A 4,739-nucleotide genomic window follows, 5' to 3' on the forward strand; every position below is an offset into this window, starting at 1 on the left:
TCGTCTTTGAGGGCAAGCGCGCGGCAGGCGTGACGGTGGAGCGCGGCGGGCGCACTGAAACGCTGCGCGCACGTCGCGAGGTGATCGTCTCATCAGGGGCGTTCGGGTCGCCGCAGTTGCTGATGGCCTCGGGCGTGGGCCCAGCGGAGCATCTGCGCTCGCTTGGCATTCCTGTCGTGCACGACCTGCCCGGCGTCGGCCAGAACCTGCAGGATCACCTCGACATCATCCTGCACAAGAAAGTCTTCAACCTGGATTTGATCGGCTATTCCGCGCGCGGCAGCGCCCACATGCTGGGCCAGATCCTGCGCTACCGGCGCGAGCGTCGCGGCATGCTGACGACCAACTTTGCCGAAGCCGGCGGCTTCATCAAGAGCCGGCCCGATCTGGCCGATCCCGATCTGCAACTGCACTTCGTGGTGGCCATGGCCGACAACCATAACCGCACGTTCAACTACGGCCACGGCTATTCATGCCACGTGTGCGTGCTGCGCCCAAAGAGCCGTGGTGAAGTGCGCCTGGCCACCGCCGACACGCGCGACGCACCGCTGATCGATCCGCGTTTCCTATCCGACCCCGACGACATGAACGGCATGCTTGCCGGCTTCCGCGCCGTGAAGAGCATCTTCGCGCAACGGCCGCTGGCCGATCTAGGCGGGCGTGAGTTGTATTCCGGGAACATCCGCGGCGATGGCTCCGACGACGAAGCCGTGCGTGCGCTGATCCGCCAGCACGCCGACACCATTTACCACCCCGTCGGCACCTGCAAGATGGGCAGTGCGGACGACGCCATGGCCGTGGTCGACCCGGAACTGCGCGTGCGCGGCCTCACGGGCCTGCGCGTGATCGACGGCTCGGTCATGCCCACGCTGATCGGCGGCAACACCAACGCCCCCATCATCATGATCGCCGAGCGCGCTGCCGACCTCATGCGCCAAGGCGGACGCCCGACGCTGAATGTGGTGAGCAGCATCCCGGCGCAAGCAGCACCGGCCGAGGTGCACTAAAAACGACCAGGGCGATGAACCGTAGCGTCGCCCTCCGCACACCGACGGTGTGGCCGTTGGAGCCCTAGATGGCGCCTTGAATTTCTGTTGCAGAGAGGAAAAGGAAGGGAAACTGTCTGAGCGAAGCGAGTTTTTCCCTTCCCCTCTCTGCGACATAAATTCAAGGGGAAGTCGCCATCTCGGGCGCGCCTTTCTTTGCTTACTTTCTTTGGCAAGACAAAGAAAGTGAGTCAGCCCCGGCAGGGGATGAAACAAGGGATGCACCACAAACATCAACCCATCCCTCGTCCAGTCCAACGTCAAGCAGTAATCAAAATCGCCCGAAAATCATTCACATTAGTCCGCGTCGGCCCAGTCACAATCAAATCGCCCAACGCATTAAAGAACCCATACCCGTCGTTGTTGTCGAGCCATTGCTTCGGCTTCAACCCAAGCGTTTCAGCACGCGCCAGGCTATCCGGTGTCAGGATCGCTCCAGCGTTGTCTTCCGAGCCATCGATGCCATCGGTATCGCAGGAAATTGCATGCACACCCGGAAGGCCATCCAACGCCACGCCCAGTGCCAGGAGAAACTCGGCATTACGGCCACCGCGGCCGTTACCGCGCACCGTCACCGTGGTTTCACCGCCCGACAGAATCACGCACGGCTTGGTGAACGGCTGATTGCGCGCCACGATCTGCCGCACGATGCCGGCGTGCACTTCGGCTACATCGCGCGCCTCGCCTTCAATGCTGTCCGACAGGATGTGCGCCTCATAACCGAGTGCGCGTGCCTGTGCGGCCGCCGCTTCCAGCGCGTGCTGAGCTGTCGCGATGACGTGGCTGCGATGGCCTTCGAAACGTGCATCGCCGGGTTTGGGCGTTTCGCCTGCGCCGGTTTCCAGATGACGGCGCACTGCATCGGGTACGTCGATGCCGTATTTGTTGATCACGGCCAGGGCATCCGCGCAGGTGGTGGCGTCTGGCAGCGTCGGGCCGCTGGCGATGAGCGTTGGGTCGTCGCCAGGAATATCGGAGATCAGCAGGGTCTCGACGCGTGCCGGTGCGCACGCCAGCGCCAGGCGCCCGCCCTTGATCGACGACAGGTGCTTGCGCACGCAGTTCATCTCGCCGATGCTCGCGCCGCTTTTGAGCAGCGCGCGGTTGACGGACTGCTTGTCGGCCAGCGTCAGGCCCTCGGCTGGTGCAGCCAGCAGGGCCGAGCCACCGCCCGAGATCAGGCAGAGGACGAGGTCGTCTTTCGTCAAACCTTCGAGCAGGCCGACCATGCGTTGCGCGGCGCGCTGGCCGGCCGCATCGGGCACGGGGTGCGAGGCTTCAACCACTTCAATCCGGTCTTGTGTGCCGGGCGCGCGGCCGTGCTCGTAACGCGTGACGACCAGGCCGGACAGTTCGCCCTTCCAGTGCTGCTCCACTGCCTCGGCCATCGCGGCTGCACCTTTGCCCGCGCCGATGACGATGGTGCGGCCACGCGGCGGTTCGGGCAGGAATGCCGGCAAGCATTGCGCAGCGCTGACCGCAGCCACCGCGGTATCAAACAGGCCGTGGAGCAACGCGCGCGGCGACGGATTGGGCAAGGCAGCGCGCAGGGCGGCCTGGGCAGACTGGTCGTGGTGCATGGCAGAAAGCGGGGAGACAGCAAAAAAAACTGCCGCCGCCCGAAGGCTGCGACAGTGCACACAACTTACGCAATATCGTGGTTCGACATGATCTCGATCGCGCGGCACAGCGCCGAGTGGTCTTGCTTGCCCATGCCGTTGGCAGCGCAGGTGTTGAACAGCTCCTGCGCGGTGGCCGTGTTCGGCAGGGCCACGCCCAGCGTCTTGGCGCCCTGCAGGGCCAGGTTCAAGTCCTTCTGGTGCAGCTCGATGCGGAAGCCCGGCTCGAACGTACGCTTGACCATGCGCTCGCCGTGCACTTCGAGAATGCGCGACGCGGCGAAACCGCCCATCAGTGCCTGACGCACCTTCGCCGGGTCCGCGCCCGCCTTCGATGCGAACAGCAGCGCTTCCGACACGGCCTGGATGTTCAGCGCCACGATGATCTGGTTGGCCACCTTGGTGGTCTGGCCGTCGCCGTTGCCGCCGACCAGCGTGATGTTCTTGCCCATCAGGTTAAACAGCGGAGCAACGCGGTCGAACGCAGCCTGCTCACCGCCCACCATGATCGTCAGCGATGCAGCCTTCGCGCCCACTTCGCCACCCGACACCGGAGCGTCCAGGTATTGCGCGCCGGTCTTGTTGATGCGCGATGCGAAGTCCTTCGTCGCGATCGGCGAGATCGAGCTCATGTCGACCACGATCTTGCCGGCTGCAACGTCCTTGCCTGCATCCTTCAGCGCCTTGGCCACGCCCTTCTCGCTGAACAGCACGGCTTCAACATGCGGCGTGTCCGGCACCATGATGAAGATGATGTCGGCGCGCTTGGCGACTTCCTCGGCGCTCGTGCAGACCGTCACACCGGCTTCCACCAGCGCGGCCGGGGCCGGGTTGACGTCGTGCACGAACAACGTGTGGCCGGCGGCGCGCAGGTGTCCTGCCATGGGGGCGCCCATGATGCCGAGGCCGATGAAACCGAGGTTGAGATTGGTGGTTGCCATGGTGAGGGATCTCCTTGGTTTGAATGTGTTGGTGGTTTGCTTGTTTGAACCTTGGTGGTTCATCTCCCTTTCACCCCCTGCCGGGGGCGACTCACTTTCTTTTTCTTGCCAAAGAAAGTAAGCAAAGAAAGGCGCGCCCGAGATGGCGACCCCTTCCTTGAATTTGTGTAACCGGGCGGGGAAGGAGGCAAACTCGCTACGCTCAAACAGCCTCCTTCCGTTTTCCGCCCGCTTACACAAATTCTAGGCGCCATCTAGGGCAGGGTGCGGCCACACAATCTGTGCGCTGACCTAGCTGGCTCTTGTTTGGTGTTGTGTTGCTCGCTTCGCTTCGCGTTGTGCTGCTGGTTCCTACTGCACTCGTGCTCGATGGTGTGGCCGTTGGAGCCCTAGATGGCGCCTTGAATTTCTGTTGCAGAGAGGAAAGAGGAAGGGAAACTGTCTGAGCGAAGCGAGTTTTTCCCTTCCCCTCTCTGCGACATAAATTCAAGGGGAAGTCGCCATCTCGGGCGCGCCTTTCTTTTGCTTACTTTTCTTTGGCAAGACAAAGAAAAGTGAGTCGTGCCCGGCAGGGAACGAAAGGGGGGCTGAACCACACCCGCCCGCCGCCGGCGTAGGCAAAAAACATCCACGACACAGAAACAAAACCTACCGCTGCATCACAGCCAGGACCACCAAGATGCCCACCGGCGGCACCACACACCAGAACGAAAACGTTGCAAACGCCAACGCCCCCAGCACCGCGCCCGTGGCGAACCCGGCCAGCGGCGGCACCATCTTCCGCAACCGCGTGCGCGCAACATCCTTCTGCGTACCACCCGGCGACAGCAGTTCGACCACGTCGATCACGATCTGCGTCGTGTTGCCGGTCATGATGGTCGTGGGTGCATGCTCCGACAGCACGATGCGCGCCTTGGCGTTCTGCACGCCCATCGCTGCAACGCCGATGAGCCCGACAACAATCGTGGCCGGTGCATCCGCCGATTGAATTGGCAGCGCCAGCAACCCCGCCACCATGAACGCCAGCAGGAGCACGGCCTGCGCGAACAGCAGCGGCCGCAGCGGCGCCACCCCGCGCCGCGTGAGCGCTGTCACGGCCAGCTTGGTCGCCGCCACGGCCAGCACGAACATCG

4 protein-coding genes are annotated in these 4,739 nt (G+C 63.4%); 1 reads left to right on the plus strand and 3 read right to left on the minus strand.

The genetic code is table 11. The features are described 5' to 3' along the window. On the plus strand, nucleotides 1-1,007 hold a 1,007-nt coding region (locus tag DOD19_RS16310), incomplete at its 5' end, for a GMC oxidoreductase (protein ID WP_204360070.1). Between the two features lie 299 nt (nucleotides 1,008-1,306). Here the strand turns inward: DOD19_RS16310 and DOD19_RS16320 are convergent. The 3 genes from DOD19_RS16320 to DOD19_RS16335 all read right to left on the minus strand — a co-directional run. Next, nucleotides 1,307-2,626 carry a glycerate kinase gene (locus DOD19_RS16320; protein WP_112186622.1) on the minus strand — a complete coding sequence of 440 codons (1,320 nt, stop codon included), beginning with the start codon at nucleotides 2,624-2,626 and terminating at the stop codon, nucleotides 1,307-1,309. A gap of 65 nt (nucleotides 2,627-2,691) precedes the next feature. Then, nucleotides 2,692-3,606: a 2-hydroxy-3-oxopropionate reductase gene (glxR, locus tag DOD19_RS16325; protein ID WP_239498021.1), complete on the minus strand. Its 915-nt coding sequence runs from the start codon at nucleotides 3,604-3,606 to the stop codon at nucleotides 2,692-2,694. A gap of 648 nt (nucleotides 3,607-4,254) precedes the next feature. Continuing rightward, nucleotides 4,255-4,739, minus strand: a 485-nt coding sequence (locus tag DOD19_RS16335; RefSeq protein ID WP_112186626.1) for a DUF1275 family protein, incomplete at its 5' end; no start/stop codon positions are given.

Source organism: Ralstonia sp. GX3-BWBA, assembly GCF_003290055.1.
Classification (GTDB): Bacteria; Pseudomonadota; Gammaproteobacteria; order Burkholderiales; family Burkholderiaceae; genus Ralstonia; species Ralstonia holmesii.